Origin of the sequence: Pseudomonas sp. NPDC096925 (assembly GCF_044762545.1) — a bacterium.
Lineage (GTDB): Bacteria > Pseudomonadota > Gammaproteobacteria > Pseudomonadales > Pseudomonadaceae > Aquipseudomonas.
The window spans coordinates 1-24,028 of the sequence record NZ_JBIWEM010000013.1 but is presented as its reverse complement, the minus strand read 5'-3'; the positions used below and the strand labels follow the sequence as shown (position 1 = coordinate 24,028).

Genomic DNA, 24,028 nt, shown 5'->3' with positions numbered 1-24,028 from the left:
TTTTGGGGGCGCGCCGTGGGCGCCCCCCCCGGGCTACTGCTGCTTTTTTTGTATCTAAAACACAGGGGGGCCCGCCGGCCCCCCCCGGGCGGGGGGGGGGGGGGGGGGCCCCCCCCGCGGCCCCGCTTTCTTGTATCAGCCGCGCTTGCGCTGCGGCAGCACATCCTTCAGCTTGGCGCGCATGCTGCGCAGGGTCTTCTCGGTAGCCGACCAGTCGATGCAGGCATCGGTGATCGACACGCCATACTGCAGCTCGTCCAGATTCTTCGGAATCGACTGGCAGCCCCAGTTCAGGTGGCTTTCGACCATCAGGCCGATGATCGACTGGTTGCCTTCGAGGATCTGGTTGGCGACGTTCTCCATTACCAGCGGTTGCAGGGCCGGGTCCTTGTTGGAGTTGGCGTGGCTGCAGTCGACCATGATGTTGGCCTTGATCCTGGCCTTGGCCAGGTCCTGTTCACAGAGGGCGACGCTGACCGAGTCGTAGTTCGGCTTGCCGTTGCCGCCGCGCAGTACCACGTGGCCGTACGGGTTGCCCTTGGTGGTGACGATCGACACGCCGCCTTCCTGGTTGATGCCGAGGAAGCGGTGCGGCTTGGACACCGACTGCAGGGCGTTGATGGCAACGGTCAGGCCGCCGTCGGTGCCGTTCTTGAAGCCGACTGCCGAGGACAGGCCCGAAGCCATCTCGCGGTGGGTCTGCGATTCGGTGGTGCGGGCGCCGATGGCCGACCAGCTGATCAGGTCTTGCAGGTACTGCGGGGAAATCGGGTCGAGCGCTTCGGTGGCGGTCGGCAGGCCCATTTCGGCCAGGTCCAGCAGCAACTTGCGGCCGATGTGCAGGCCATCCTGGATCTTGAACGAGTCATCCAGGTACGGGTCGTTGATCAGGCCTTTCCAGCCGACGGTGGTGCGCGGTTTTTCGAAATACACGCGCATGACCAGGTACAGCGTGTCGGACACTTCCTCGGCCAGCACTTTCAGGCGCTCGGCGTACTCGTGGGCGGCCTTGATGTCGTGGATCGAGCAAGGGCCGACCACGACGAACAGGCGATGGTCCTTGCCGTCGAGAATATTGCGCACCACTTCACGGCCGGCAGTCACGGTCTGCAGGGCCTTGGCGCTGAGGGGGATTTCCTTCTTGAGCTGATCGGGGGTGATCAGGGTCTCGTTGGAGGCAACGTTCAAGTCATCGATCGGTAAATCAGCCATCGTGTTACTCGTCAGGTCACGGGTGCCGGCCGCCAACTATCCCCGTGCGGCCCAGCAGCAAGAATAATCGCAGCGGGGAGCCGAACCTTAGCGCGTTACAGGTGGCGCGACAATGGGCCAGGCCCAGTCCGTGTGGGGTTTTTCCGAGATGGCAGGTGTTTGCCGCGCATGGGCTGCCCAGCGCTGCACAACCTGTGTAAAAAGAGGGCTGACTTTTACCTGGAGATCGGCATGCATCCGCACACACCACGTATCGGCATCATTGGCAGTGGCGCCATCGGCGGCTTCTATGGGTTGATGCTGGCCCGGGCCGGCTTCGATGTGCATTTCCTGTTGCGCAGCGAGTACGAGGTTGTCCGCGAGCAAGGGTTGGCGCTGGACAGTGCCGTTCACGGCACCTTGCAAATGAAGGTGCAGGCCTATGCCAGTGCCGCCGACATGCCGCCCTGCGACTGGCTGCTGGTAGGGGCCAAGGCTACCAGCAATGACCAGTTGGCGCCGCTGATCGTGCAGGTGGCCGCGCCGGGCGCCAAGGTGGTACTGCTGCAGAACGGCCTGGGCGTGGAGGAGCAGTTGCGCCCCGCCTTGCGCAGTGACATGCACCTGCTTGGCGGCCTGTGTTTCATCTGCGTCAACCGCCAGGCGCCCGGCGTGATCCGCCACCAGGCCCTGGGCGCGGTCAACCTCGGTTACCACAGCGGGCCGGCCAGCGATGGCGGTGTCGCGCTGGTCAATGAAGGCGCGGGGTTGTTCCAGGCCGCGGGCATCGACTCGCAGGCCATGCCCGACCTGGCCCAGGCACGCTGGCAGAAGCTGGTGTGGAACGTGCCCTACAACGGCCTGTCGGTGCTGCTCGGCGCCAGTACCACGCCGCTGATGGCCGACAGCCATAGTCGCGCCCTTGTCCAGGCCTTGATGGCCGAGGTGGTGCAGGGCGCGGCGGCGTGTGGCCATGTGTTGGCCGAGGGGTATGCCGAGCACCTGTTCCAGGTGACCGAGCGCATGCCCGACTACTGGCCCAGCATGTACCACGACCATGTCCACAAGCGCCCGCTGGAGCTGCAGGCCATCTATGCCGAGCCGTTGGCGCAGGCGCGTGCGGCAGGCTGCCACTTGCCGCGAATGGAAATGCTGTACCAGGCGCTGGCCTTTATCGACCGCGGCAAGCAGCCCCGCTAAGGGGGGGCGTTGGCCTCGCCGGGGCTCTGCAGCCCGCGGCAGCAGCACGCCGGACGGCAAAGCGCGTGTCCGGCGCGCTGCTAAGCTGAAGCTTGCTCTGCCGCAGTGGCAGTCGAGGAGGTCGAATGATCCACTCCATGCTGTACGCCACCGACCTCGGTGTCTACGCCCCTTTTGTCATGCAACACGCGCTGGCGCTGGCGCGCACATTCGGCGCCGAGTTGTATGTGATCCACGCGGTAGAACCCATGGGGCAGTTCGCTGAATCCCTCCTGCAAAGCTACCTTGATGAACAGACGCTCGACCAGCTGCACAGCCAAGGGGTGAACACGGTGATGGCCAATATCGAGCAGCGCGTGCTGGAAAACTTTCGAGACGAGCTGGGCGAGGAGGCCGACCTGGCGGTGATCAGGGCCGTGCGGGTGCGTCAGGGCGACCCGGCTCAGGTGATCCTCGAGCAGGCGCAGCGGCTGAGTGTCGACTTGCTGATTTTCGGTAGCCACAGTGCCGGCGCCGGCGTGGATGTGCCATTGGGGCGCACGGCGGTGCGGCTGCTGCAGCTGTCGCCGGTGCCGGTGTACATGGTGCCGCTGGCGCAGCATTTGGGGCGTAGGAAAGCATGAAGATAGCCGTAGGCTATTTCCGGGGGTATGTAACAAAATAGTTCTAGATTTATTTCCAGAACCACTAATATAGTTATATATCGTCGCTGCCTGCTGCCGCGGACTCATCGCTGAACCGAGGGGAACCTATGAAGCTTCAACAACTGCGCTACATCTGGGAAGTGGCGCACCATGACCTCAACGTCTCCGCGACGGCGCAGAGCCTGTATACCTCCCAGCCAGGTATCAGCAAGCAGATCCGCCTGCTCGAGGATGAACTGGGTGTTGAAGTCTTTGCCCGCAGCGGCAAGCACCTGACCCGCGTCACCCCGGCAGGTGAGCGCATCATCAATACCGCCGGCGAAATCCTGCGCAAGGTCGAAAGCATCAAGCAGATTGCCCAGGAGTTCTCCAACGAGAAGAAGGGCACGCTGTCCATCGCCACCACTCACACCCAGGCGCGTTATGCCTTGCCGCCGGTGATCAGCAGCTTCATCAAGCAGTACCCGGAAGTGTCCTTGCACATGCACCAGGGTTCGCCCATGCAGATTGCCGAGATGGCCGCGGATGGTACCGTCGACTTCGCCATCGCCACCGAGGCGCTGGAACTGTTCGGCGACCTGATCATGATGCCGTGCTACAAGTGGAACCGCTGCGTGGTGGTGCCGCAAGGTCACCCGCTGGCCAAGCTGCCGAAGCTGACCCTGGAAGCCGTCGCCGAATACCCGATTGTCACCTATGTATTCGGGTTCACCGGGCGCTCCAAGCTGGACGAGGCCTTCAACCACCGTGGTCTCACGCCGAAGGTGGTGTTCACTGCGGCAGACGCCGACGTGATCAAGACTTATGTGCGCCTGGGGTTGGGCGTGGGTATCGTCGCTGGCATGGCCGTGGACGCCAAGCTGGACAGCGACCTGGTGGCCCTGGATGCCAGCGAGCTGTTCGAAGCCAGTATCACCAAGATCGGCTTCCGCCGTGGCACCTTCCTGCGTGGCTTCATGTGCGACTTCATCGAGAAGTTCGCCCCGCACCTGACCCGTGAAGTGATGGCCAAGGCCATTCAGTGCCATAACAAGCAAGAGCTGGAAGAGCTGTTCGAAGGCGTCGAACTGCCGGTGCACTGATCAAGAAATATTGGGGGCCTCACGGCCCCTGTGGGAGCGGGTGAACCCGCTCCTACAACGGCCCCAGTCGTTTATGCCTTGCTGATCAGGTTGCCAGCGTGCAACCCGCATTCCTTCTGCGTCGACTCTTCCCACCACCAGCGCCCTTCACGCTCATGCTGGTTTGGCAGCACCGGGCGGGTGCAGGGCTCGCAGCCAATGCTGATGAAGCCGCGCTCATGCAGGCTGTTGTACGGCAGCTCCAGCATGCGGATATAACCCCACACTTCCTCGCTGGTCATCTGCGCCAGCGGGTTGAACTTGTACAGGGTGCGCTCGGGGGTGGAGAAGGCGCTGTCGATTTCCAGGGCCGCCACCTGGCTGCGGGTACCCGGGCTCTGGTCGCGGCGCTGGCCGGTGGCCCAGGCGCTTACGGTGGCCAGCTTGCGGCGCAGCGGCTCGATCTTGCGGATGCCGCAGCATTCGCCGTGGCCGTCCTTGTAGAAGCTGAACAAGCCCTTTTCCTTGACGAACGGGTCGAGCTTGGCGCGGTCGGGGCTGAGGATTTCGATCGGCAGGTTGTACTGCTCGCGCACCTGGTCGATGAACCGGTAGGTCTCCGGGTGCAGGCGGCCGGTGTCGAGGCTGAACACCTTGACCTGCTTGTTCAGCTTCCAGGCCATGTCCACCAGCACCACGTCCTCGGCGCCGCTGAAGGAGATCCACAGGTCATCACCAAAGTGCTCGAAGGCAAGCTTGAGGATGTCCTGCGGGGACTTGTTGGCATAGGTCGCGGCCAGGGCGGCGACGTCGAAGGGTTGGCTCATCAGGCGGTTTCCATCGTGGCTGTGGCGCTGTGCGCTCGTAGTAAGGTGATGGTAACAAAAAATGGCGGGGTAGACGGACTTGGAGTCGGTGGTGGCTGCTTCGCGGGCTCGCCCGCTCCCACAGGATACGTGCAAGCATGACAGATGTGCGCTGTACCCTGTGGGAGCGGGTGTGCCCGCGAAGAATTCACCACCGATCACAAGCCTTGCAGGGTCTCCATCAACACCCGCACCTTGGCAATCGACTCTTCATACTCGGCCTGCCACTCGGAGTCGGCCACCACCGCGCCGCCGCCCCAGCAGCTGACCTGTCCGCCCTTGACCAGCAGGCTGCGAATGGCAATCGAGCTGTCCATCTCGCCGCGCACGTCCACGTAAAGCAGTGAGCCGCAGTACAGCGCCCGGCGCGCCGGCTCCAGTTCGTCGATGATCTGCATGGCGCGGATTTTCGGGGCGCCGGTGATCGAGCCACCGGGGAAACTGTCGCCGATCAGGTCCAGGGCGTCCTTGTCGCTGGCCAGTTGGCCGGTAATGCTGCTGACCAGGTGGTGCACGTTGGGGTAGCTCTCCAGGCTGAACAGCTCCGGCACCTTCACCGAACCGATCTCGCAGGTGCGTCCCAGGTCGTTGCGCAGCAGGTCGACGATCATCAGGTTTTCCGAGCGATCCTTGGGGCTATGCAGCAGCTCCTCGGCATTGCGCGCGTCCTCGGCCGGGTTGCTGGCGCGTGGGCGGGTGCCCTTGATCGGCCGGGTTTCCACCTGGCGCTGGCTGACGCGGATGAAGCGCTCGGGCGAAAAACTCAGCAGGGCGCTGCCGTCGGCCAGTTGCTGGTAGCCGGAGAAGGGTGTGGGGCAGGCTTTGCGCAGGGCCTGGTAAGCGTGCCACGGGTCGCCCTGGCAGGGCGCGCGGAAGCGCTGGGTAAGGTTGATCTGATAGCAGTCGCCGGCCTGGATATAACGCTGCACCTGGTCAAAGGCAGCCTTGTACTGCTCGGGCTGCAGGTCGCCGGCCATCGGCGCAAGTAGCTGGAAGCTGCCGCTTTCAGCGTTGTCGACAGCTTCGAACAGGGCAATCAGGCGTTCGCATTCGCTGCCCGACAGGCTCGGGTGGAATACCAGCTGGCTGGTCGCGCACTGGTGGTCGGTGACCAGCGCCCAGGCATACAGGCCCAGTTGCGCGTCTGGCAGGCCGAGGTCGTCCACGGCCAGGCTGGGCAGGTGTTCCAGGCGGCGGCCGAAGTCATAGCTCAGATAGCCGATCAGGCCGCCGGCGAATGGCAGCTCACTGCCTGCGGGCAGCTGTGCGTGGCCCAGTTGCGCCAGGCCGTCGCGCAGGCGCTGGAGGAAGGCGCGGCCATCTTCGTCGGGCTGCGCCTGCAAGTGTTGCAGCGGCCAGGCGCTGAGCAGGTCGAAGCGGCCGCGCTCGGCGCCGGGGCGGGCGCTGTCCAGCAGGATCGCACCGGGGGCCTGGCGCAGGCGGGCGAAATAGGCGGCAGGGTCGGGCTGGTAGGGCAGGGGGTGGAGCGTACAGGTCGGCATCAGTGTGGACGGCGATGTAAAAGCGAGGAGGGCGATTGTAGACCTGTGCAGGAAATGCGCCTAGCTTTGTGGCGACATTCAAACACTGTGTTTCGCCCTTGCGGCCCTATCGCGACACAAGGCCGCTCCTACAGGAGATTGCGTGATCCTGTAGGAGCGGCCTTGTGTTGCGATGGGCTGCGCAGCAGCCCCGGCGATTTCAGCGCGGGTGCACGTGCCCGAACAAGCCTTGCGATACCCGCACGCGCTGTTCGGCATCTTCGCTGATGCCATCCTTGGCCAGTGCTTCGATGTGCGCCTCGATGGCATGGGTACGCTGGGTCAGGCCGCAGTCGTTGGCGATCTGGATGTTCAGGCCCGGGCGGGCGTTGAGCTCGAGAATCAGCGGCCCCTTGTCCTGGTCCAGCACCATGTCGACACCGATGTAGCCCAGGCCGCACAGCTCGTAGCAGCCGGCGGCCAGCTTCATGAAGCCGTCCCAGTTCGGCAGTTGCACGCCATCCACCGCGTTGGTGGTGTCCGGGTGCTTGCTGATGATGTTGTTCAGCCAGGTGCCGCGCAGGGTCACGCCGGTGGCCAGGTCGACACCGACGCCGATGGCGCCCTGGTGCAGGTTGGCCTTGCCGCCGGACTGGCGGGTCGGCAGGCGCAGCATGGCCATCACCGGGTAGCCCATCAACACGATGATACGGATGTCCGGCACGCCTTCGTAGCTGATGCTCTTGAAGATCTGGTCGGGGGTTACCCGGTACTCGATCAGCGCGCGGTCGCGGTGGCCGCCCAGCGAGTACAGGCCGGTGAGGATGCTCGAGATCTGGTGCTCGATTTCCTCGTGGCTGATGATCTTGCCCGACACCGTGCGGTAGCGGTCCTCGAAGCGGTCGGCGATCACCAGAATGCCGTCACCGCCGGCGCCCTGCGCCGGCTTGATGACGAAATCGCTGCGCCCACCGATGATCTGGTGGAGTTTCTCGATCTCTTTTTCGGTCTCGATGATGCCGTACATTTCCGGCACATGGATACCGGCCGCCAGGGCACGCTCCTTGGTGATGATCTTGTCGTCGACGATCGGGTACAGGTGGCGCTTGTTGTACTTCAACACGTAGTCCGCGTTGCGCCGGTTGATACCCATGATGCCCCGGGCCTCCAGGGCTTTCCATGTCTTGATCAGACCAAACATCAGGCGTCAGCCTTCTTCAGGAATGCCTTGAAGCGCACGAGCTCGGTCAGGCGGTAGCCGCGGTAGCGACCCATCGCCAGCATGAAGCCCACCAGGATCAACAGCACGGCAGGGAAGGTGAACACGAAGTACACCAGCTCCGGCACCATCATCAACAGGTGCGCCAGGGAAGCGGCGAACAGGGTGCCGATGGCCACTTTCATGGCATGGCCGCCGCCACGCTCTTCCCAGGTAATGGACAGGCGCTCGATGGTCATGGTCAGGATCACCATCGGGAACAGTGCTACCGACAGCCCGCGCTCCAGGCCCAGCTTGTGGCTGAACAGGCTGATGGCTGCGATCAGCACCACGACGAAGGTCAGTACCACCGACAGGCGTGGCAGCATTTGCAGCTTCAGGTGTTCCAGGTACGAGCGCAGCGACAGGCCCAGCGCGGTAATTACCGTGAACAGCATGATACCGAAGCCCAACTGCGTCTCGCGGAAGGCCAGGGCGATCAGCACCGGGGTGAAGGTACCCAGGGTCTGCAGGCCGATCAGGTTGCGCAGCACCAGGATCACCAGCACGCCGATCGGGATCATCACCATGATCATGAAGGTTTGCTGGGTTTGCAGCGGCAGGCCGTACAGCGAATATTCGAGGAAGTCGGCGTCGGTATTCTCGTCGGTCAGCTTGGCCAGGCGGATGGCGTTCATCTCGCTGTTGTTCATGCTGAAGGTAACGTTGGCCTTTTTGCCGCCATCGACGGTGATCAGGTTGTCGTCACCGGTCCACCACAGCAGGCGATCGCTGGGCAGGCCCTGCTCGCCGGTGTCCGGGTTGAAGTACAGCCAGTCGGTACCGTTGAAGCTGCGCAGCCACAGTTCCGGGGTTTGCGGGGTGTCGGCCACCAGGCGGATGGTGTGCACCTTCTCCATCGGTACGTGGGCGATCGACAGCAGCAGGTCGATGACCTGGGCCTTCTTCATGGTCGTGGTGTCGCCGGCCAGCAGCAGCTTGACGTTGTCGTCGTTGAGGTTGTTGACCCGCTTGATGGTCTCGCTGACGAAGGTCTCGACGTCGGCCGAGTGCTGGCGGATCGGCGCCATCAGGGCCTCGGCGGCGATCTTCTCGGGGCCTTCCACTGCCAGGCTGTCACGGAAGGTCGGGCCTTTGACCGTGGTCTTCTCGTTGCTGTAGCGCTTGGTCAGCACCAGGCGGTAGTAGAGGGTCTGGTTGCCGCTGGCGCGGCGGGCCGACCAGGTGACCTTGCGGTTGCCGTCGGCACGGTTGACGCTCACCCCGTAGTTGTTGGAGATGAAGCTCTCGTTGAGGCTGACGTAGTCGCGGTTCAGCGGTGGCACGAACATCTGCACCTTGACCGGGTCCTTGGTGCTGGCCACGAACTCGACCTTGGCGTCGATGTTCCACAGGTCGTCGGTTTCATCCTCGGTTACCGGGATGCCGAGTACGAAGATCTGATAAGCCGTGACCGCCACGCCCAACAGCACCAGCACGGTGATCAGGACTTTCAGATGGAGGGTAAGAGAGCGCATCGGGATTACTCTGCTTTGGGAGCTTCGGTGGCACAGGCAGGTTTGCCGGCCGCGTATTTAAGGCTTGGGTCGACCAGCGCGTCGAAGTGCTTGAGCGCCTCGGAGCCGATCAGCAGCGGGAACTGGAAGGCGCTGCGGTCGGTGAGGTTGACTTCGATGGTGCGCACGGCCTGGCCCATGCAGATTTCAAGTTCGATGACCGGGCGTGCGGTGTAGGCCTTGCCCGATTCAGCATCATAGTCGCCGGCCCGGCGCTTGATCTTGCTTACACGTGCCAGCGGGCGTTCGATGGGGTGCGAATGGGCGGCGTCGATGGCCAGGTAGAAGCGCACCCAGCTTTCGCCATTGCGCTTGAAACGCTTGATGTCGCGGGCGCTGAGCGACGCGGTCTTGGCGCCGGTGTCGAGCTTGGCGGCCACTTCCAGGTCCAGGTCGCCCAGGCGTGCATATTCGTTGAGACCGTACACGGTCTTGCCTGCAGCCTGGCCAAGGGCCGGCAGCAGGGTGAGGCAGAGCAGCAATAATGCGGGTGTAAGTCTCATATTCCTGGCGCGGTGCAGTGCAAGGTTCGGGGCTGTTTTCAAAGCCATGTTCAGAGCCGTGTTCAGGGCAAGGCGACTGGCAGCGACTGCGCAAGCTTCCTCGTTCATCTGTCAACAGCATGAATGTATGACAGACAGGCTATCCATACTCCATCGGAGGCGCGGCATTCTATCACGCCGGCGCCTTGACGCCAGCGGTGCGCGATCAGACAGCACCGGGGCGGCGTTAGTTCGTTCTTAGACGATTGTCGACAATGTTCATTTTGTCTTTGACTGCTTCGGTCGAATTAGCTAATTTCTGGCAAAGAGATTTGCAAGGTGTCGACAATATGCAGGACCTCTCCACCCCCAGCCCGGTGCTGGCTGACGAAACGGAAACCTTGTCCGAAAACGTCTTCCGGCGCATCCAGGCGGCCATCGTCAAGGGCGATATCGCCCCCGGCAGCAAGATTTCCGAGCCGGAGCTGGCGCGTACCTACGGCATCAGCCGCGGGCCGCTGCGCGAGGCCATCCACCGCCTCGAAGGCCAGCGCCTGCTGGTGCGCGTGCCGCATGTGGGGGCGCGGGTGGTGTCGCTCAACCACGCCGAACTGATCGAGCTGTACGAAATTCGCGAATCGCTGGAAGGCATGGCCTGCCGCCTGGCCGCCGAACGCATGAGCCAGGCCGACATCGACGAACTGCGCCGTGTGCTCGACACCCACGAGCGCGATGCCGCGTTCCAGGCCGGCCTGGGCTATTACCAGCAGGAAGGCGACTACGACTTCCATTACCGGATCATCCAGGGCAGCGGTAACCAGACCCTGGTCAAGATGCTCTGCGGCGAGCTGTACCAGCTGGTGCGCATGTACCGCATCCAGTTTTCCGCCACGCCCAATCGGCCACGCCAGGCCTTTGCCGAACACCACCGCATTCTCGATGCCATCGCCGACCGTGACGGCGAGCTGGCCGAACTCCTGATGCGCCGCCACATCGGCGCGTCCAAGCGCAATATCGAGCGTCACTACCTGGACGCCCACAACAACAGCCCACGAGGTGAGAAATGACTGTGAAGAGCACCCCCGGTCAGCGTTTCCGCGACGCCGTTGCCGCTGAACATCCGCTGCAGGTGGTTGGCGCCATCAACGCCAACCATGCCCTGCTGGCCAAGCGCGCCGGCTTCAAGGCCATCTACCTGTCCGGTGGCGGCGTCGCCGCCGGTTCACTGGGCCTGCCGGACCTGGGCATCAGTGGCCTGGACGACGTACTCACCGACGTGCGCCGCATCACCGACGTGTGCGACCTGCCGCTGCTGGTGGATGTCGACACCGGTTTCGGTGCCTCGGCCTTCAACGTCGCCCGTACCGTGCGCTCGATGAGCAAGTTCGGCGCTGCCGCCATCCATATCGAGGATCAGGTTGGCGCCAAGCGCTGCGGCCACCGCCCGAACAAGGAAATCGTCAGCCAGCAGGAAATGGTCGACCGCATCAAGGCCGCAGTCGATGCCCGTACCGATGACAGTTTCGTGATCATGGCGCGTACCGACGCCCTGGCCGTCGAGGGCTTGAACGCCGCCCTGGACCGCGCCGCCGCCTGCGTCGAGGCTGGCGCCGACATGATCTTCCCGGAAGCCATCACCGAACTGCAGATGTACAAGACCTTTGCCGACCGGGTGAAGGCACCGATCCTGGCCAACATCACCGAGTTTGGCGCGACGCCGTTGTATACCACCGAAGAGCTGGCCTCGGTCGACGTGTCGCTGGTGCTGTACCCGCTGTCGGCGTTCCGCGCCATGAACAAGGCGGCCGAGAACGTGTACACCGCGCTGCGCCGTGACGGTACGCAGAAGAACGTGATCGACACCATGCAGACCCGCATGGAACTCTACGATGCCATTGGTTATCACGCCTTCGAGCAGAGCCTCGATGCGTTGTTTGCCCAGAAGAAGGGCTGAAGGTCAAAGATTTGCATTGGAGCGGCTGGCCTCTTCGCGGGTGAACCCGCTCCCACAAGTACGGCGTGATGCTCGATGCCTGTGGAACCCTGTGGGAGCGGGTTTACCCGCGAAGGGGCCGGCACAGGTTTCAACGATTAGCCAGACTTCCATAACAAGTTCAAGAAAGGAGAAACACCATGGCCGAAGCAAAAGTACTCAGTGGCGCAGGCCTGCGCGGCCAGGTGGCCGGCCAGACCGCGCTGTCGACCGTGGGCCAGGCCGGTGCCGGGCTGACCTACCGTGGTTACGACGTGCGTGACCTGGCCGCCGGTGCCGAGTTCGAGGAGGTCGCCTACCTGCTGCTGTACGGTGAGCTGCCGAGCAAGGCCGAGCTGGCCGACTACAAGCGCAAGCTCAAGGGCCTGCGTGACCTGCCTCAAGCCCTGAAGGAAGTGCTCGAGCGCATCCCGCGTGACGCCCACCCGATGGACGTGATGCGCACGGGTTGCTCGGTGCTGGGCACCCTGGAGCCCGAACTGACCTTCGAGGCCCAGCGCGACAAGACCGACCGCCTGCTGGCGCTGTTCCCGGCGGTGATGTGCTATTGGTACCGCTTCACCCACGACGGCGTGCGCATCGACTGCACCAGTGACGAAGACACCCTCGGTGGCCACTTCCTGCACTTGCTGCACGGCAAGAAGCCGAGCGAGTTGCACGTCAAGGTCATGAACGTGTCGCTGATTCTCTACGCCGAGCACGAGTTCAACGCCTCGACCTTCACCGCCCGCGTCTGCGCCTCGACCCTGTCCGACCTGTACTCCTGCGTCACCGCGGCCATCGGTTCGCTGCGCGGCCCGCTGCACGGTGGTGCCAACGAGGCAGCGATGGAGCTGATCGAGCGCTTCCAGAGCCCGCAGGAAGCCACTGCCGAGCTGCTGCGCATGCTCGAGCGCAAGGACAAGATCATGGGCTTTGGCCATGCCATCTATAAAGAGTCCGACCCGCGCAACGAGGTGATCAAGGGCTGGTCGAAGCAACTGGCTGACGAAGTGGGCGACAAGGTGCTGTACCCGGTTTCCGAAGCCATCGACAAGACCATGTGGGAGCAGAAGCGCCTGTTCCCCAACGCCGACTTCTACCATGCCTCGGCGTACCACTTCATGGGCATCCCGACCAAGCTGTTCACCCCGATCTTCGTCTGCTCGCGCCTGACTGGCTGGGCGGCGCACGTCTTCGAGCAGCGTGCCAACAACCGCATCATCCGCCCGAGCGCCGAGTATGTCGGCGTCGAGCAGCGCCAGTTCGTACCGATCGAACAGCGCTGAGTCATAGATCGCTGGGGCTGCTGTGCAGCCCTTTCGCGACACAAGGCCGCTCCCACAGGGACGGCGCAGTACCAGTGGGAGCGGCCTTGTGTCGCGAAAGGGGCGCGTAGCGCCCCCGAGGCCTGAGCCGCACCTGCCCCCGAATACCGTGACCGAGCCTGATAACGATATGAACACTGCATTCCGCAAGCACCTGCCAGGCACCGACCTGGACTACTTCGATGCCCGCGCGGCGGTCGAGGCCATCAAGCCCGGCGCCTACGACGGCCTGCCTTACACTTCCCGCGTACTCGCCGAAAACCTGGTGCGCCGCTGCGACCCGGCTACCCTCGACGCCTCGCTGGGCCAGCTGATCGAGCGCAAGCGCGACCTCGACTTCCCGTGGTTCCCGGCGCGTGTGGTGTGCCATGACATTCTCGGCCAGACTGCGCTGGTCGACCTCGCCGGCCTGCGTGACGCCATTGCCGACAAAGGCGGCGACCCGGCCCAGGTCAACCCGGTGGTACCGGTACAGCTGATCGTCGACCACTCGCTGGCCGTCGAGTGCGGTGGTTTCGACCCGCAGGCCTTCGAAAAGAACCGCGCCATCGAAGACCGCCGCAACGAAGACCGCTTCCATTTCATCAACTGGACCAAGAAGGCGTTCAAGAACGTCGACGTGATCCAGCCGGGCAACGGCATCATGCACCAGATCAACCTGGAGAAGATGTCGCCGGTGATCCACAACGACCGTGGCGTGGCCTACCCGGACACCTGCGTCGGCACCGACAGCCACACCCCGCATGTCGACGCCCTGGGCGTGATCGCTATTGGCGTGGGCGGCCTGGAGGCCGAGAACGTGATGCTCGGCCGTGCCTCATGGATGCGCCTGCCGGAAATCGTCGGCGTCGAGCTGACCGGCAAGCTGGCGCCGAACATCACCGCCACCGACCTGGTGCTGGCCCTGACCGAATTCCTGCGCAAGCAGAAAGTCGTCGGCGCCTACCTGGAGTTCCACGGCGAGGGTGCCCGTGCCCTGACCCTGGGCGACCGTGCCACCATCTCCAACATGGCCCCGGAATATGGCGCTACCGCGGCGATGTTCGCCATCGACCAGCAGACCATCGACTACCTGCGCCTGACCGGTCGCGAAGAACAGCAGGTCAAGCTGGTGGAAACCTATGCCAAGGCCACCGGCCTGTGGGCCGACAGCCTGGGCGGCGCCATCTACGAGCGCACCCTGAGCTTCGATCTGTCGAGCGTGGTGCGCAACATGGCCGGCCCGTCCAACCCGCATGCCCGCGTCGCCACCAGCGACCTGGCGGCCAAAGGCATCGCCGGTAGCTGGGAAGAAGTGCCGGGGCAAATGCCTGACGGCGCGGTGATCATTGCCGCCATCACCAGCTGCACCAACACCAGCAACCCGCGCAACGTGATTGCCGCAGGCCTGCTGGCGCGCAATGCCAACAAGCTGGGCCTGGTCCGCAAGCCGTGGGTCAAGTCGTCGCTGGCACCTGGCTCCAAGGCCGTGCAGCTGTACCTGGAAGAGGCTGGGCTGGAGAAGGAACTGGAACAGCTCGGCTTTGGCATCGTCGCCTTCGCCTGCACCACCTGCAACGGCATGTCCGGCGCCCTGGACCCGGTGATCCAGCAAGAGATCATCGACCGTGACCTTTACGCCACTGCCGTGCTGTCGGGCAACCGCAACTTCGACGGGCGTATCCACCCGTATGCCAAGCAGGCCTTCCTCGCCTCGCCGCCGCTGGTGGTAGCCTACGCCATTGCCGGTACCATCCGCTTCGACATCGAGAAGGATGTGCTGGGCGTGGTCGATGGCAAGGAAATCCGCCTCAAGGACATCTGGCCCAGCGACGAAGAGATCGACGCCGTGGTGCGTGCCGCGGTCAAGCCGGAGCAGTTCCGCAAGGTGTACATCCCGATGTTCGCCATCGAGGAAGACCGTGGGCCGAAAGTGGCGCCGCTGTACGACTGGCGCCCGATGAGCACCTACATCCGCCGTCCGCCTTACTGGGAAGGGGCCTTGGCCGGCGAACGTACCCTGCGCGGCATGCGCCCGCTGGCGGTGCTGCCGGACAACATCACCACCGACCATCTGTCGCCGTCCAACGCCATCATGCTCGACAGTGCTGCCGGTGAGTACCTGGCGAAGATGGGCCTGCCGGAAGAGGACTTCAACTCCTATGCTACCCACCGTGGCGACCACCTGACCGCCCAGCGCGCCACCTTCGCCAACCCCAAGCTGTTCAACGAAATGGTGCGCAAGGAAGACGGTAGCGTGAAGCAGGGCTCGCTGGCGCGTATCGAGCCGGAAGGCAAGGTCACCCGCATGTGGGAGGCCATCGAGACCTACATGGATCGCAAGCAGCCACTGATCATCGTCGCCGGTGCCGACTACGGCCAGGGTTCGTCCCGTGACTGGGCGGCCAAGGGTGTGCGCCTGGCCGGTGTCGAGGCGATCGTCGCCGAAGGCTTCGAGCGTATTCACCGTACCAACCTGGTGGGCATGGGCGTACTGCCACTGGAGTTCAAGCCGGGCACCGACCGCAAGACGCTCGGCCTGGACGGCAGCGAGACCTATGACGTGCTGGGCGCGCGTACGCCGCGGGCCACGCTGACCCTGGTGGTTACCCGTGCCAACGGCGAGCGCCTGGAGGTACCGGTGACCTGCCGCCTGGACACCGCCGAGGAAGTGTCGATCTACGAGGCCGGCGGGGTGCTGCAGCGCTTTGCCCAGGACTTCCTCGAAGCGACCGCCTAATCAAGAGCAGCGCGGTCCTCTGTGGGAGCGGGTTTACCCGAGAATGCGTCAGCAGATACAACATTGTTTTCTGATCGGACGCTTTCGCCGGTGAACCCGCTTCCACAGGGGGCTGCGCAAGACAGGAATTGAACATGGCTCATGTACCGCAAGTAAAAATCCCCGCCACCTACATCCGTGGCGGCACCAGCAAAGGCGTGTTCTTCCGCCTGCAAGACCTGCCCGAGCAGGCGCAAATCCCCGGCCCGGCCCGCGATGCACTGCTGCTGCGGGTGATCGGTAGCCCCGACCCGTACGGCAAGCAGATCGACGGCATGGGCGGCGCCACTTCGAGCACCAGCAAGACCGTGATCCTGTCGCAAAGCATCAAGCCTGAACACGATGTCGACTACCTGTTCGGCCAGGTCAGCATCGACAAGGCCTTCGTCGACTGGAGCGGCAACTGCGGCAACCTTTCCGCCGCGGTCGGTTCGTTCGCCATCAGCAGCGGCCTGGTCGACCCCGCACGCATTCCGCGCAACGGCATCGCCACCGTGCGCATCTGGCAGGCCAACATTGGCAAGACCATCATCGCCCATGTGCCGATCACCGAAGGTGAAGTGCAGGAAACCGGCGACTTCGAGCTGGACGGGGTAACCTTCCCGGCCGCCGAGGTGCAACTGGAGTTCCTCGACCCGGCGGCCGACGAAGATGGCGACGGCGGGGCTATGTTCCCCACCGGCAACCTGGTCGATGACCTCGAAGTGCCGGGTGTCGGTACCTTCAAGGCGACCCTGATCAATGCCGGTATCCCGACCATTTTCGTCAATGCGGCGGATATCGGCTACACCGGTACCGAGCTGCAGGACGCCATCAACGGCGACCCGCAGGCGCTGCTGCGCTTCGAGACGATTCGCGCCTACGGCGCCGTGCGCATGGGGCTGATCGACAACGTCGACCAGGCTGCCGGGCGTCAGCACACGCCGAAAGTGGCTTTCGTCGCGCCACCGAACACCTACACTGCGTCCAGTGGCAAAGCGGTGCAGGCGGGTGATATCGACCTGCTGGTACGGGCCTTGTCGATGGGCAAGTTGCACCATGCAATGATGGGTACGGCCGCGGTGGCCATCGGTACCGCGGCAGCCATTCCCGGCACGCTGGTCAACCTCGCAGCTGGCGGAGGCGAGCGCAGCGCCGTGCGTTTCGGCCACCCCTCGGGCACCCTGCGGGTGGGGGCCGAGGCACGTCAGGTGAATGGTGAGTGGACAGTGACCAAGGCAATCATGAGCCGCAGTGCTCGCGTGCTGATGGAAGGCTGGGTTCGCGTGCCTGGCGATAGCTTCTAACGCACCATTGGCGCTCGGCTTCGAGAGAGGGCTGCTGTGCAGCCCCAATTCACAGGAGCTGCATATGAGCGCCAACGTAGACTTCAACGCCCGCCCGGACTATGACCGGGTGCTGCAAACCCTCGCCGATTACGCCCTCACGTACCGGGTCGAATCCGCCGAAGCCCTGGACACCGCGCGCAACTGCCTGATGGATACCCTCGGCTGCGGCCTGCTGGCCTTGCGCTTTCCCGAATGCACCAAACTCCTCGGCCCTCAGGTAGAAGGCACCGTGGTGCCCAACGGCGCGCGAGTCCCCGGCACCGCCTACCGCCTCGACCCGGTCAAGGCCGCCTGGGACATCGGCTGCACCGTGCGCTGGCTGGACTACAACGACACTTGGCTGGCGGCCGAATGGGCCCACCCTTCGGACAACCTCGGCGGTATCCTGGCCGTTGCCGATCACCTGTCGCAGAAACGCGTGGCTGGTGGTGAGGCGCCGTTGCTCATGCGTGACGTGCTCGAAGCCATGGTCATGGCCCATGAGATCCAGGGTGTGCTGGCACTGGAAAACGCCTTCAACCGTGTTGGCCTCGATCACGTGATACTGGTCAAGGTAGCCTCCACGGCCGTGTGTGCCAGGCTGATGGGGGCCAACCGCGAGCAGATGCTGTCAGCCTTGTCCCACGCCTTCGTCGATGGCCAGGCGCTGCGCACCTACCGCCACGCGCCCAACGCCGGTTCGCGCAAGTCGTGGGCCGCTGGCGATGCTTCCAGCCGTGGCGTGCGCCTGGCCGATATCGCCCTGCGTGGCGAGATGGGCGTGCCGGGCGTGCTCACGGCGCCGCAGTGGGGCTTCTACGACGTGCTGTTCAGCCACACCAACAAGGACCTGGCACTCAAGCCTTCCGAGCAGCAAGCGTTGCAGGTGCCGCAAGCCTTGGGTAGCTACGTGATGGAAAACGTGCTGTTCAAGGTGAGTTTCCCGGCCGAGTTCCACGCCCAGACCGCCTGCGAGGCGGCGGTAACCCTGCATCCACTGGTGCGTAACCGCCTGCACGAAATCGACCGTATCGTCATCACCACCCAGGAGTCGGCGATCCGCATCATTTCCAAGAGCGGCCCGCTGGCCAATGCCGCCGACCGCGACCACTGCCTGCAGTACATGGTGGCGGTGCCGCTGATTTTCGGTCACCTGGTGGCCGAGCACTATGAAGACGCCTTCCATGCCAACCACCCAAGCATCGACCGCCTGCGCGAGAAGATGGAGGTGGTGGAGGACCCGCGCTTCAGCCGTGAGTACCTGGAGCCGGACAAGCGCTCGATCGCCAATGCGCTGCAGGTGTTCTTCAAGGACGGCAGCAATACTGAGCAGGTGGTGGTGGAATACCCGATCGGGCATCGCCGGCGGCGAGGGGAGGGCATACCGTTGCTGGAGGCCAAGTTCAGGGACAACCTGGCGACGCGCTTTGCACGGCAGAGGTGTGGGGAGATTCTTGAGGTGTGCAAGGACCAGCAGAAGCTGGAACAGATGGCGGTGCACAGGTTTGTGGATTTGTTTGTGATCTGAGGTTGCCTGGGCTGGCCTCTTCGCGGCTAAAGCCGCTCCCACAAGGCACTGCACAGCCCTGGAAAACTGTGGGGGGCCTGTGGGAGCGGCTTTAGCCGCGAAAAGGCGGTACAGGTTGAAACAAGAAAGCCCCGGCATTTCTGCCGGGGCTTTCTTTTACATCTTACAACTCAGCTTACGCCTGAACCACCGGGATCTTGGCGTTTTCTGCCGCTTCGCGGAACTCGGCGATCTGGTCGAAGCTCAGGTAGCGGTAAACGTCGGCAGCCATGCTGTCGATGTCTTTCGCGTACTGCATGTACTCTTCGACGGTCGGCAGCTTGCCGATGATCGAAGCGACAGCAGCCAGCTCGGCCGATGCCAGGTACACGTTGGTGGCGTCGCCCAGACGGTTCGGGAAGTTGCGGGTCGAGGTGGAGACCACGGTCGAACCGGTCTGCACGCGTGCCTGGTTACCCATGCACAGCGAGCAGCCTGGCATTTCCATGCGCGCGCCGGCCTTGCCGTAGATGCCGTAGTAGCCTTCTTCGGTCAGCTGGTGAGCGTCCATCTTGGTTGGCGGAGCCAGCCACAGACGGGTCGGGATACCGCCCTTGACCTTGTCCAGCAGCTTGCCGGCAGCACGGAAGTGGCCGATGTTGGTCATGCACGAACCGATGAACACTTCGTCGATCTTCTCGCCCTGTACCGAGGACAGCAGGCGGGCATCGTCCGGGTCGTTCGGCGCGCAGAGCACAGGCTCTTTCACGTCGGCCAGGTCGATTTCGATGATTTCGGCGTATTCGGCATCGGCGTCGGCCGACAGCAGCTCAGGCTTGGCCAGCCAGGCTTCCATGGCCTGGGCACGGCGCTCCAGGGTGCGGGCATCGCCGTAGCCTTCGCCGATCATCCAGCGCAGCAGGGTGATGTTGGACTGCAGGTACTCGGCGATGGCCTTCTCTGGCAGCTTGATGGTGCAACCGGCAGCGGAACGCTCGGCCGAGGCGTCGGACAGCTCGAAGGCTTGCTCGACGGTCAGCTCGTTCAGGCCTTCGATCTCGAGGATGCGGCCGGAGAAGATGTTCTTCTTGCCCTTCTTCTCGACGGTCAGCAGGCCCTTCTGGATGGCGTAGTAAGGGATGGCGTGGACCAGGTCACGCAGGGTGATGCCTGGCTGCAGTTTGCCCTTGAAGCGCACCAGCACGGATTCTGGCATGTCCAGCGGCATGACGCCGGTGGCGGCGGCGAAGGCCACCAGGCCGGAGCCGGCCGGGAACGAGATGCCGATCGGGAAGCGGGTGTGCGAGTCGCCACCGGTACCCACGGTGTCAGGCATCAGCATGCGGTTCAGCCAGCTGTGGATGATACCGTCGCCCGGGCGCAGCGACACGCCGCCACGGGTGCGGATGAAGTCTGGCAGGGTGTGGTGGGTGGTGACGTCGATCGGCTTCGGATAGGCCGCGGTGTGGCAGAACGACTGCATCACCAGGTCGGCGGAGAAGCCCAGGCACGCCAGGTCTTTCAGCTCGTCGCGGGTCATCGGGCCAGTGGTGTCCTGGGAACCGACGGTGGTCATCTTCGGCTCACAGTAGGCACCTGGGCGCACGCCCTGGCCTTCCGGCAGGCCGCAGGCACGGCCGACCATTTTCTGTGCCAGGGTGAAGCCCTTGCCCGAATCGGCAGGCTGCTCTGGCTTCTTGAACAGGTCGGAGCTACCCAGGCCCAGCTCGGCGCGGGCTTTTTCGGTCAGGCCACGGCCGACGATCAGCGGGATACGGCCGCCAGCGCGGACTTCATCCAGCAGCACTTCGGTTTTCAGCTCGAAGTTGGTAACCAGCTCGTCGCTACCGTGACGGCGTACTTCGCCCTTGAACGGGTAAACGTCGATGACGTCGCCCATGGCCAGGTTGGTGCAGTCGAATTCGATCGGCAGGGCGCCGGCGTCTTCCATGGTGTTGTAGAAGATCGGGGCGATCTTGGTGCCGAAGCAGAAGCCACCGGCGCGCTTGTTCGGTACGTACGGGATGTCGTCGCCGAAGAACCACAGCACCGAGTTGGTGGCGGATTTACGCGAGGAACCGGTACCGACCACGTCACCGACGTAGGCAACCGGGAAACCCTTGGCCTTGACCGCTTCGATCTGGGCCAGCGGGCCGACCGAACCAGGCTGCTGCGGCTCGATGCCGTCACGGGCCATTTTCAGCATGGCCAGGGCGTGCAGCGGGATGTCAGGGCGCGACCAGGCGTCCGGGGCAGGGGACAGGTCGTCGGTGTTGGTTTCGCCAGGCACCTTGAACACGGTCAGGGTGTACTTGTCGGCGATGGCCGGACGCGAAGTGAACCACTCGCCGGCAGCCCAGGACTCCAGCACGGCCTTGGCGTGAACATTGCCGGCCTTGGCCTTTTCGGCCACGTCGTGGAAGGCATCGAACATCAGCAGGGTGTGCTTGAGCTGTTCGGCCGCGACGGCGCCCAGTTCGGCGTCATCCAGCAGTGCGACCAGCGTTTCGATGTTGTAGCCGCCCTGCATGGTACCCAGCAGTTCGGTGGCGTGCTTGCGGTCGATCAGAGGCGACTTGGCTTCGCCCTTGGCAACGGCGGAGAGGAAAGCGGCCTTGACGTAGGCAGCTTCGTCGACCCCTGGTGGTACGCGGTGGGTGATCAGGTCTACGAGGAAGGCTTCTTCGCCGGCCGGCGGGTTTTTCAGCAGCTCGACCAGGCCTGCAGTTTGTTCGGCGTTCAGCGGCTGGGGCACGATACCCAGGGCGGCACGCTCTTCGATGTGTTTGCGGTAGGCTTCAAGCACAGTTATTACCCTCATCAGTGGTCCCTAAAGGGAGTCCGGGACGCTCATCCAGCATTCGATGCACCCATGCGCTGCCACGGCTTTGTGGGCCGCCCAGCCAGAGTCGCAAAGAATCCTTACAGAAGCTGCTTTCAAAGTTTTACGCCAGCAGAACGGGAGCTGATGAGGGCTGGCACGGGCATGCGAGGGATGCATGGCCCGGGCCAACGCCGTTCTACCGGATGAACTGTGCTCGTGACGCTTTGAAAACAGCTTCCAACGGACATTGTTGCCTTGAAAAGGCGGGATGATTCTACGGTAAAAAAAGCCTGAAGGTAAGGCGGTGAAGATGACTTTAACGAGTGACCCTGGTTAGACAAAGGGCTAACATGGGCCCGTGTTCCACCGCCAAGCTGTTGTTTTTCATGTCCAACAAGTCCATCAAGACCCCTTGCGTCGGCCTGTGCTCCACGGTGTACGGAGACACGGTGTGCCGTGGCTGCAAGCGGTTCCACCACGAAGTGATCCACTGGAACGGCTACGACGATGCGCAGAAGCGCGCCGTGTGGCTGCGCCTGGAGCAACTGCTGGTGCAGGTGATGATGGCCAAGCTGGAAGTGTTCGACAAAGGCCTGCTGCGCCAGCAACTGGAGCAGCGCTCCATCCGCTTTGTCGAGCAGCAGTCGGAATATTGCTGGGCGTACCAGCTGATTGCCCGCGGGGCGCGGATGATCCGTGACCTGGAGGCCTACGGCATGGTGCTGCTGCCGGAATTTCGCGATTGGGAGCTGCCGCAGCTGCGCGATGCCATCGACCGCGAGTTCTTCCTGCTTTCAGAAGCGCATTACCAGCGCTATATCGCCCCCGGCTTCCTGCGCGATGCCTTGGAGGCGGGGCAAGGCTGAAGCCTTGTAATGACTCTGCCGACCTCTTCGCGGGTAAACCCGCTCCCACAGGTACAGCACTGCGCTCGAGTGCAGTGGGAAACTGTGGGAGCGGGTTTACCCGCGAAGAAACCGGCAAATGACTTGAATCAGTCGCCGGTATATTCACACCCGCTGGTGCAGGTTTCGTGAATGCGCACCTTCGACAGCTCCGGCAGCAGCGGCTTGACCTGGTCCCAGATCCACTTGGCGATCACTTCGCTGGTGGGGTTTTCCAGGCCCGGGATGTCGTTCAGGTAGTTGTGGTCCAGCTGCTCGTAGATCGGCTTGAAGATCGCCTTGATCTCGGCGAAGTCGCGGATCCAGCCGGTGTGCGGGTCGAGCGGGCCGGTCAGGTGCAGGCCGACCTTGAACGAGTGGCCGTGCAGGCGGCCGCATTTGTGCCCGGCTGGGACGTGAGGCAGGCGGTGGGCCGATTCGAATGTGAATTCCTTGAAGATTTCCACGCTGTCATAACTCTATGTGAATCAAGAATGCGCGCAGTCTACCAGCATGGCCGCTACAAGGCTTGCAGGCGTTCATGCAACCGCCCGGTGGCAATCAGCTCCAGCAGCTCGTCGCCCAGCCGCTGGCTCTCGGCAATGGCCTTGTACCAGTAGCGCCTGCGGCCAGGCGCATCGCCCATGAAGCGCTTGAAGTCGTTGCGGTCGGGCAGCTTGCCGTAGGGCAGGGCCGCCAGGTACTGCGGCGAGGGGGTCATCAGCAGCACGTTCTGCAGGCGGGTAGCATCGCCCTTGCGCCATGGCAGGGCCTTGTCGAACCAGCCGGGTACGACCTTGTCGGTGAAGTGCGGGTACAGCACCAGGTCGTCGCCGCGGTAGGGCAGGTCGAGGTGGTAGTCGAGCAGGCCGCCGTCGCGGTAGGTGCCTGCACCTGCACCGGGGATGTCTTTCACACCTTCCATGACCATAGGGATGGAACCGGAGGCGAGCAGGGCGTGGCGCAGGTTGGCCAGGTCCAGCGGCAGGCAGCGCGAGGGGAAGTCGGTCAGCGTGTCGAGCGGCGGCGCGGCGCGGTCGTCGTGCAGGATGATGCGCTCGAAGTGCCGGGCCAGGCGCGAACGGCCGAGCAGGTTGCTGGCGATCACCGAACCCAGGCCGAGGCCCAGGCGGCCGCGATGGTCGTGAGCAAGCTGGCCATGGCTCTTCACCACCAGGATGTTCAGGCGATAGTGTGGGTTGGCCAGCAACTGGCCGTCACGACCTTGCAGCAGGTCATCGAGCATGTGTTGGCAGCTGCGGCTGATTTCGGCAGGGGTGACGCCCTTGGCGAAATCCTGCTCGGTGTACAGCTCGCCCAGGCGACGGATGCCTGCAACCGGGTCTTCCAGGCAGGCACTGGCGAAGCGCCAGGCGCCGATCGAGGCACCGATCAGCGCACGCTGGCGTGGTGCCGACGGCAGCCATTCACCGAACAGCGCCAGGTCCAGGCCCTGGATGCCCAGCGGTTTCGGCCCGCCTGCCGCACCCGGCAGTACACCGACATCGGCCGCCTGCAGGCCGCGCTCGCGGATCTGCCGCATGGCTCGCTGGCCAGCCTTGAAGGTGAGGGCGGGGTATTTGATGTGAATGGCGCTCATGGCGGGACTCTTGGACGACAGACGGGTCATTATAGGGCTTCAGGCGAATACCCTGTGGGAGCAACTGTCTTGCTCAATTTCTAAAAGCTGGCGCGCCCCCTGTGGGAGCGGGCTTGCCCGCGAACACGGGCGAAGCCCGTGCCATCCT

Annotated in this window: 19 protein-coding genes; 10 read left to right on the top strand and 9 right to left on the bottom strand. The window is 63.7% G+C overall.

Going from position 1 to position 24,028, the window contains the following annotated elements:
* Nucleotides 1-135: 135 nt before the first annotated feature.
* Entirely contained in the window at nucleotides 136-1,212 is a 1,077-nt protein-coding gene (locus tag ACIQYU_RS25180; protein WP_063914021.1) for a 3-deoxy-7-phosphoheptulonate synthase, read from the bottom strand.
* A gap of 231 nt (nucleotides 1,213-1,443) precedes the next feature.
* On the opposite strand from ACIQYU_RS25180, the gene ACIQYU_RS25175 reads away from it, so the two are divergent.
* The 3 genes from ACIQYU_RS25175 to cysB all read left to right on the top strand — a co-directional run bounded on the left by ACIQYU_RS25175 (nucleotide 1,444) and on the right by cysB (nucleotide 4,117).
* A complete protein-coding gene (locus ACIQYU_RS25175; RefSeq protein ID WP_207835265.1) occupies nucleotides 1,444-2,391 on the top strand; it encodes a putative 2-dehydropantoate 2-reductase in 948 nt (315 codons plus the stop codon).
* Between the two features lie 125 nt (nucleotides 2,392-2,516).
* Entirely contained in the window at nucleotides 2,517-3,014 is a 498-nt protein-coding gene (locus tag ACIQYU_RS25170; protein ID WP_063914023.1) for a universal stress protein, read from the top strand.
* Nucleotides 3,015-3,142: 128 nt separating this feature from the next.
* Nucleotides 3,143-4,117, top strand: coding sequence for an HTH-type transcriptional regulator CysB (gene cysB / locus ACIQYU_RS25165; RefSeq protein WP_010953293.1), 975 nt, complete (start codon nucleotides 3,143-3,145; stop codon nucleotides 4,115-4,117).
* 71 nt (nucleotides 4,118-4,188) lie between these two features.
* Here the strand turns inward: cysB and ACIQYU_RS25160 are convergent, their stop codons facing one another.
* The 5 genes from ACIQYU_RS25160 to ACIQYU_RS25140 all read right to left on the bottom strand — a co-directional run bounded on the left by ACIQYU_RS25160 (nucleotide 4,189) and on the right by ACIQYU_RS25140 (nucleotide 9,721).
* Nucleotides 4,189-4,923, bottom strand: a complete 735-nt coding sequence (locus ACIQYU_RS25160) for a phosphoadenylyl-sulfate reductase (RefSeq protein WP_207835267.1) — start codon at nucleotides 4,921-4,923, stop codon at nucleotides 4,189-4,191.
* 197 nt (nucleotides 4,924-5,120) lie between these two features.
* The gene (gene pabB / locus ACIQYU_RS25155) at nucleotides 5,121-6,464 is read right to left on the bottom strand and encodes an aminodeoxychorismate synthase component I (RefSeq protein ID WP_207835269.1); all 1,344 of its coding nucleotides are present in this window, start codon (nucleotides 6,462-6,464) and stop codon (nucleotides 5,121-5,123) included.
* 199 nt (nucleotides 6,465-6,663) lie between these two features.
* Nucleotides 6,664-7,644 carry an alpha-L-glutamate ligase-like protein gene (locus ACIQYU_RS25150; RefSeq protein ID WP_063914025.1) on the bottom strand — a complete coding sequence of 327 codons (981 nt, stop codon included), beginning with the start codon at nucleotides 7,642-7,644 and terminating at the stop codon, nucleotides 6,664-6,666.
* Nucleotides 7,644-9,179: an inactive transglutaminase family protein gene (locus tag ACIQYU_RS25145; RefSeq protein ID WP_207835271.1), complete on the bottom strand. Its 1,536-nt coding sequence runs from the start codon at nucleotides 9,177-9,179 to the stop codon at nucleotides 7,644-7,646. The genes ACIQYU_RS25150 and ACIQYU_RS25145 overlap by 1 nt, the downstream gene beginning before the upstream one ends.
* A gap of 5 nt (nucleotides 9,180-9,184) precedes the next feature.
* Nucleotides 9,185-9,721 carry an ATP-dependent zinc protease gene (locus ACIQYU_RS25140; RefSeq protein ID WP_207835273.1) on the bottom strand — a complete coding sequence of 179 codons (537 nt, stop codon included), beginning with the start codon at nucleotides 9,719-9,721 and terminating at the stop codon, nucleotides 9,185-9,187.
* Between the two features lie 329 nt (nucleotides 9,722-10,050).
* Here ACIQYU_RS25140 and ACIQYU_RS25135 point away from each other — a divergent pair, with 329 nt between their 5' ends.
* The 6 genes from ACIQYU_RS25135 to prpD all read left to right on the top strand — a co-directional run bounded on the left by ACIQYU_RS25135 (nucleotide 10,051) and on the right by prpD (nucleotide 18,593).
* Nucleotides 10,051-10,767 (top strand): GntR family transcriptional regulator, encoded by a 717-nt coding sequence (locus ACIQYU_RS25135; protein WP_025338439.1) that lies wholly within the window; start codon nucleotides 10,051-10,053, stop codon nucleotides 10,765-10,767.
* Nucleotides 10,764-11,654: a methylisocitrate lyase gene (gene prpB / locus ACIQYU_RS25130; RefSeq protein ID WP_003259689.1), complete on the top strand. Its 891-nt coding sequence runs from the start codon at nucleotides 10,764-10,766 to the stop codon at nucleotides 11,652-11,654. Before ACIQYU_RS25135 ends, prpB begins: the two co-directional genes overlap by 4 nt.
* A gap of 179 nt (nucleotides 11,655-11,833) precedes the next feature.
* Complete coding sequence (gene prpC, locus ACIQYU_RS25125) at nucleotides 11,834-12,961, top strand: 2-methylcitrate synthase (protein WP_013971911.1); 1,128 nt, start codon at nucleotides 11,834-11,836, stop codon at nucleotides 12,959-12,961.
* Between the two features lie 169 nt (nucleotides 12,962-13,130).
* Nucleotides 13,131-15,719: a Fe/S-dependent 2-methylisocitrate dehydratase AcnD gene (gene acnD, locus ACIQYU_RS25120; RefSeq protein ID WP_402802623.1), complete on the top strand. Its 2,589-nt coding sequence runs from the start codon at nucleotides 13,131-13,133 to the stop codon at nucleotides 15,717-15,719.
* Nucleotides 15,720-15,853: 134 nt separating this feature from the next.
* Nucleotides 15,854-17,044 (top strand): 2-methylaconitate cis-trans isomerase PrpF, encoded by a 1,191-nt coding sequence (gene prpF / locus ACIQYU_RS25115; protein WP_063914029.1) that lies wholly within the window; start codon nucleotides 15,854-15,856, stop codon nucleotides 17,042-17,044.
* Nucleotides 17,045-17,108: 64 nt separating this feature from the next.
* Nucleotides 17,109-18,593, top strand: a complete 1,485-nt coding sequence (gene prpD, locus ACIQYU_RS25110) for a 2-methylcitrate dehydratase (protein WP_207835298.1) — start codon at nucleotides 17,109-17,111, stop codon at nucleotides 18,591-18,593.
* 175 nt (nucleotides 18,594-18,768) lie between these two features.
* On the opposite strand, the gene acnB is transcribed toward prpD, so the two are convergent.
* Entirely contained in the window at nucleotides 18,769-21,378 is a 2,610-nt protein-coding gene (gene acnB, locus ACIQYU_RS25105; protein WP_207835421.1) for a bifunctional aconitate hydratase 2/2-methylisocitrate dehydratase, read from the bottom strand.
* A gap of 404 nt (nucleotides 21,379-21,782) precedes the next feature.
* On the opposite strand from acnB, the gene ACIQYU_RS25100 reads away from it, so the two are divergent.
* A complete protein-coding gene (locus ACIQYU_RS25100) occupies nucleotides 21,783-22,262 on the top strand; it encodes a DUF1289 domain-containing protein (RefSeq protein WP_172827536.1) in 480 nt (159 codons plus the stop codon).
* Between the two features lie 128 nt (nucleotides 22,263-22,390).
* Here ACIQYU_RS25100 and queD read toward each other — a convergent pair whose 3' ends face one another.
* Nucleotides 22,391-22,747, bottom strand: a complete 357-nt coding sequence (gene queD, locus ACIQYU_RS25095) for a 6-carboxytetrahydropterin synthase QueD (protein WP_003256551.1) — start codon at nucleotides 22,745-22,747, stop codon at nucleotides 22,391-22,393.
* Nucleotides 22,748-22,800: 53 nt separating this feature from the next.
* On the bottom strand, nucleotides 22,801-23,880 hold the full coding sequence (locus ACIQYU_RS25090; protein WP_233687860.1) for a patatin-like phospholipase family protein: 1,080 nt from the start codon (nucleotides 23,878-23,880) through the stop codon (nucleotides 22,801-22,803).
* Nucleotides 23,881-24,028 lie beyond the last annotated feature (148 nt).